This window comes from Mesorhizobium sp. LCM 4576 (genome assembly GCF_001854815.1).
GTDB lineage: Bacteria > Pseudomonadota > Alphaproteobacteria > Rhizobiales > Rhizobiaceae > Mesorhizobium > Mesorhizobium plurifarium.
The window spans coordinates 1-5,781 of record NZ_MDDT01000035.1; the positions used below are offsets into that span (position 1 = coordinate 1).

At 60.4% G+C, this 5,781-nt stretch carries 3 protein-coding genes and 2 pseudogenes; 4 read left to right on the plus strand and 1 reads right to left on the minus strand.

Annotated features, from left to right (window positions below; genetic code table 11):
* Positions 1 to 2,969, plus strand: a 2,969-nt coding sequence (locus LCM4576_RS20705; protein ID WP_407067389.1) for a Ulp1 family isopeptidase, incomplete at its 5' end; no start/stop codon positions are given.
* Between the two features lie 34 nt (positions 2,970 to 3,003).
* Positions 3,004 to 3,235: pseudogene (locus LCM4576_RS37190) on the plus strand (IS3 family transposase); the annotation flags it as partial.
* Between the two features lie 261 nt (positions 3,236 to 3,496).
* On the opposite strand, the gene LCM4576_RS20715 reads toward LCM4576_RS37190, so the two are convergent.
* Positions 3,497 to 4,510, minus strand: coding sequence for an IS110 family transposase (locus LCM4576_RS20715; protein WP_071034299.1), 1,014 nt, complete (start codon positions 4,508 to 4,510; stop codon positions 3,497 to 3,499).
* Between the two features lie 4 nt (positions 4,511 to 4,514).
* Between LCM4576_RS20715 and LCM4576_RS37745 the strand changes: the two genes are divergently transcribed.
* Positions 4,515 to 4,700: an integrase core domain-containing protein gene (locus tag LCM4576_RS37745; RefSeq protein ID WP_371410081.1), complete on the plus strand. Its 186-nt coding sequence runs from the start codon at positions 4,515 to 4,517 to the stop codon at positions 4,698 to 4,700.
* A gap of 151 nt (positions 4,701 to 4,851) precedes the next feature.
* A pseudogene (locus tag LCM4576_RS35920) lies at positions 4,852 to 5,532 on the plus strand (transposase); the annotation flags it as partial.
* Positions 5,533 to 5,781: the final 249 nt, after the last annotated feature.

A 5,781-nucleotide genomic window follows, 5' to 3' on the forward strand; every position in this document is an offset into this window, starting at 1 on the left:
TTCGACCCGGCACGAAGGACGATGAGGAACTCTTCGCCCAATACCGGGCAAAAGTCGTGGTCAAAGGACCAACCTTGAGGGACGATCTAGCGGCGCTGCGCAAGTTCAGCAGATGGCTTGACGAGAACCATCGGACGCAGATCGCCGGCCGGATTGAGGACCCCGGGTTGGACGCGCTGGCGAAGGACTTCACGGAGCGCGAGGGCGCCMGTATCAGCCCGGCGCTGAAGAGGCTCCGGCAGCTTTCTGTCAGACAGCCAGTGACGGCTGCTTCGAATGTTCGACCTGTCACCAAGGATGATGAGAACCTCTTGGCCCAGGCTGCCGGCCTCCAAGAAGGGAYCATGGGAGGCGGTTTGACCGGCGCGCGCCATACAATGTCGGCCGCGGCACCGCACCAGGCTTCCCTCGTTCAGCAAACGCGCAGTCGCAAACGCGTCCGAGAGCATCCGGACGAGGCGCTTTTTGCCGCCTACCGCGCTAAGGTGGCTAAAACAGCCAAGGTGAGTGAAAGCTCGATTGCTCGCGGTATAGTGGCGCTGCGCAAGTTCAGCACATGGCTTGACGAGAACCATCGGACCCAGATCGCCGGCCGGGTTGATGACGAGCAGCTGGACGGTCTGGCAAAAAACTTTGCGGGCAAGGATACCATACTACTGAGCGATATCAACGTGGCGTTGGGAAGGCTCCGACAAGCCTATGCCGGACAGCCTGTGACGGCTGCTTCGACTGTTCGACCCGGCACGAAGGACGATGAGGAACTCCTGGCCAGATACCAGACAAGAGCCGTAGCTGCCCGCCTCAAAGAAGGAACCATGTGGCACGATCTAGCGGCTCTGCGCAAGTTCAGCACATGGCTTGACGAGAACCACCAGAGCCAAATCCACGGTCRGATTGAGGACGAGCAGTTGGACCGTCTGGCGAAGGACTTCGCGGGCAACGATGCAAAACTACTTTCTGAACTTAACGCCGCATTGGGAAGGCTCCGRCAAGCCKATGYCGGACAGACTGTCACAACAGCTAGATCGCGTCCTGTCAGCGAAGAGAACCAGGTGATCGAAGATGCATGTCGGGCAGCTGCAGGCAGGTACGGAAAAGACACGCTAAGTAAGTATCGGAGTCATTTGTGTCGTTTCAACAGCTGGCTTAGTCAGAACTTCGGCAAGGGCATTGCCCAGATTGAACCCGCGGTTCTGAGCCGGGCGGTTGACGAATACAAGAAGAACGCAGGCCCCCGTTTCGGCACAGCCTGGGGCTTTCTGCAGAAATACCGGCAAATGGTCGCAGCCAACAATGCGCTGGGCCTGTCAGCGCATGGGCAAGCGGCCCCGCGCGAGCAGCCAAGCGGCCCGCCCACTGGAGCTGTACAGAGCACCTCGCCCGTCGCCTTCTCGCCCATCCCCATGTCCCCGAGCGACCCGGCCTGGGACGTGCTGCGAGCCTTCCATGAAGAAGAGGCCGCACAGCGTGGCGCGCCAATGGCGACCAATGCGCCGCAGTTCCATCAGACGACATCGCTGCCGCCAGAATTGGCCCCCGTGCCGGCCCCATCCTCGCCTGCTCAAAGTGCCGACTCGTCGTCGACCTTCGCCGGCCTTGCACCACTGTCGCCCACACCTTATCGGCATCCGGATTTTGACCTGAATGCGCTCACGCCCGGGCAGCTGGCTGAGGATGCTGACATTAGCGGCTTGGGCCATTGGAGCGCAGTTGCCGGCTCGGCAATTGCCCAGCCCGGCTCGTCACGTAGATCCTCGCAGATCTATGCCGGTCTTGATGACATCGTCGACTTGCAGGATGATGYCGGCTCCGCGCCGCGGTYGGACGCTGCCAGGTCGAGATCGATTGCCGGGCCATCGCCGTCATCGAGCGTGCCTGGCGAAGGTTCCGCGGCGTCGAGCGCTATACATGGCAGGCTCCCGGATCTCGGGCCACAGCTTGGCTCGCGGGAGCAGCCCGATTGGAGGGTAAGTCCCGCCGCCTCGCCGGAAAGTTACRATCAGTCGCAACTTTGGCAGGACGTGGATCAAGCCGGAAGGCAAAGACCTGCCGGTCGGGACCGCCCCTGGTCAGCGTGGTCGCCGCAGTCGGATCAAGACATGGGGCCAGCCCGGCRGTCCGCGTCAGCTCGCTCGTCTGACATCTACCGCGGTCTTGATTCCCTGGTCGATTTGCCGTCCACACCGGCCGAGCTGCGTGACGATGCCCATTATGCCCCGCCTCCAGGTACAGCCTCCGACGCTCAGATCGAGGCGCTCAATCCGCGAGCCTCGTCTCACGACCGCGGRCTGGCGCTCGACGCCACGCAATGGCTGAGCGATGAGCATATCCAGAGGGACTACGAGCTGCTGGCGCAGCAGCTGCAGAGGGAAAATCCAGATCTCGCCGCCCGAACGCGGCTCGCCGACCCGCTGATAGCCCATTATCATCTGCGCCTGGGCTCGGACAATGCCGCCCTCGGGGCTTTCCAGCGCATCGTCTACGATCRCAATGGCAACGACACTGCCGACTTCCTGTTTCTGCCTGTCAACGATGCCAGCGCTACCGATCCTGAACGCCGCGGCAGCCACTGGTCGCTGCTTCTGGTTGATCGACGCGAGCGGGCAAGGCCGGTTGCCTATCATTACGACTCCGCCGGCCGGTTCAACGACCAGCCCGCGGCACAGCTCGCACGACGGCTGGGAGCCCGCCTGGAGCCGGCCCGCATAACCCAGCAGCAGAACGGCTATGATTGCGGTGTCTTTGTGCTTGACGGCACGAGGGCGCTGGTCAGACGACTGGGGCAAAGGCGGCAGCCAGCCAGGCTGCACCTCGACAACCTCGTCATCGATCGGCAGGYACTCYAACACCGRCTCGGTCATAGGGCTGGTACAGGAGTCGCGCTGCCCATCAGCCAAGCCTCCGATCAGGCTCGAGCCGAGCTAATGGCTTCCTTCAGAAGCAGAGAGCGATCTGACGCGAGGCGTTGAGTCTCGGTGGCTGTCATCAACAGATCAGCGCTAGACGCGGGAGTGTCTGGCGCTGATCGCCGACACCTCGCTGTCGGGCCTGCGTGTCTTGCGCGAGCTCGACACAATCATTCGCTATCTCAGCCGCCGCCRCTCCTTCATTCCGCAGGTGCTACGGCACGGAGCTGACCTCCATGGCGGTCCAGCGCTGGTGCCAGCAGAGCGGCGCCGAATCGCACTACATCACGCCGGGTAAGCCCATGCAGAATRCCTTCGCCGAGAGCTTCATTATAGACGGCCCCGCGGGCGCAAGTGTTTTGAGCGTAATGTTCATCGGCGGGTGCGTTCATGTGTTCGGCCTGTTTGTGCAGCCCATACATGACTGCTGGCCCTGATGGTGTCCGCGGATCGAGGCCTCATCAACGGGACGCGCTTTGGCGCGCTTAAAGCTCTCCGGGCTTTCTCGATCCTCAGCTTTGCCGATTATCATCATCCTTTCATTGCACTTGTGCCATCTCATTGTGTCCCAGTTTATTCGATCTTCAATTCTACGTGTTTCGGAACACCTCGCCGGTAGAGAGCATTGCCCAGATCGTTCGCGCGAGCTTGTTTGCGACCGCGACGGCAGCAACCATTGGGCGCCGCCGTTCCAGCAGAGCCTCAATCCATGGGCCATCTACACGAGAACGGGCTTTAGGATAGCGCACCACAGTTCGCGCTCCCAATACCAGCAGATGGCGAAGATACCGATCCCCTTGTTTGGTGATGCCGCCGAGCCRGTGCTTGCCACCTGATGAGKTTTGGCGTGGCGTCAGGCCGAGYCAGGCAGCAAACTCACGCCCTGATCGGAACGTGGACGGATCGGGTACTGTGGCGGCGAACGCGGTCGCGGTAATCGGCCCAATTCCCGGTATGGTCGCAAGCAAGCGGCAAATCGCATTGGTCTTGTGAATCTCAGCCAGCCGGACATCGATCCGATCGATCTGTCGGTTCAGGGTATCAAGTTGTCCGACGAGAGCATCCAACGCAAAGGACGCATCATTGGGAAGGTCTGCTCGTATCTCATCCAGCTTCGCAATGAGGGCATCGACCCGGTGTATTCCCTGAGCRACAATGACCCCATACTCGGCMAAGTGCGCMCGGAACGCACACGCCGCCATGGTTCGCTGCCTAACCAAAAGGCCTCGGGCCCTGTGCAGCATCAGGAACGCCTGATCTTCACGCGATTTGATCGGAACAAAGCGCATGTTGGGTCGGGTCACTGCTTCACAAATTGCCGCCGCGTCAGTGGCGTCATTCTTCGCGCCGCGACGCACGAAAGGTTTGACGTAGCTTGGAGGAATCAGGCGCACGTCATGCCCGAGCCCTTGCAACTGACGGGCCCAGTTATGGGCAGTTGCACAGGCCTCAATACCGATCAGGCAAAGCGGCAACGCTTTGAAATAGGGCAGGAGATCACGACGAGTGAGCCTTTTGCTGTCAATCGTCTTGCCAGATGCATCGGCGACATGGACGTGAAAAACATTCTTGGCTAGGTCGAGGCCTACGGTGGCTGGGTTCATCAGAATGCTCCTTTTGCAGTGTAGGACCAGTATACGGTCCCTTCTCAGAAGCGGGGCCGTCTTCCCCATCAACGGGCGCCTCAGCCTCAGGGACGAGCGCCTCAACAACACGCTGTTCTCGACGCTGTCCGAGGGCCGCAACGCCGTCACTTCATGGAAGGAGGATCACAACCACCCCAGACCACACTAGGCCCTCGGCAACATGCCGCCGGCTGAGTTCGCAATGAGATCCACGCTGGAAAAACAGGCCTCATGAGGCCAGAAATGACCCCTGAAAACTGGACTGTTCGAAAGTTGAGTTTTCCGCGGTAACATCCCTTGACTGAGAGGAGCGGAAGATGATGAAGGCCCCGAAGTTTTCCGACGCGCAGAAGGCGTTTATTCTGAAGCAGGGAGCGGACGGGATTCCTGTTGCCGAGATCTGTCGACGGGCGGGAATCCGCCAGCGACCTATTTCAACTGGAAAAAGAAATACGGCGGACTGCTGCCGACCGCGATGAAGCGGCTGAAGCAGCTTGAGGACGAGAACGGCAAGCTCATGAAGCTGGTGGCCGATCTGTCCTTGGACAAGGAGATGCTGCAGGACGTCATTCGCCGAAAACTGTGAGGCCTGGTCGCAAACGCGAGCTGGTGGCGGAGACGTGTGAACGTGTCGATCCGAAGGGCATGCTGGGTTCTGGAGTTCGCCACCTCTCACTACAAGTCCCGCCGCCGCGATCAGGGCTGGCATCGAAGCTCGGATCAAGGACATCTGCGCCACGCGGGTCCGCTACGGATACCGCCGCGTGCACGTAATGCTCACGTGCGAGGGCTGGGACATCAACATGAAGCGATCCTATCGAATTTACAGGACTTGGGCCTGCAGCTCAGGAACAAGACGCCGAAGCGGCGTGTGAAGGCGAAGCTGCGGGAAGGCCGGGAGGAAGCCGTCGGCCCGAACGACGTCTGGGTGATGGACTTCGTCCACGATGAGCTCGCGACGGACAAGAAAGATCCGTGTGCTGACGGTCGTCGACACGTTCTGAGGCGGGGCGTTGAGTCTCAGTGGCTACCGTCAAGCAGGGAGATATAGCGGAGCACTTGTTGCGTTCGATACCTTTGATACCTAAGAAGCACGCGATGGTGATCGCGATAGGGCACCTGCTCGATGAAAACGTCAATCTGTTTGTTCACGAAAGCGGCCTGCAGTTCGAAGAACTCGGACGCGATGATGCCGCTACCTGGCCGCTGTCTCGAGATCGCCGTGAAAATGATAAGCTCGGTGAATTGTC

Coding starts and splice junctions, on each gene's coding strand:
- LCM4576_RS37745 (WP_371410081.1), top strand. CDS start 4,515: ATGCTCCTTTTGCAGTGTAGGACCAGTATACGGTCCCTTCTCAGAAGC.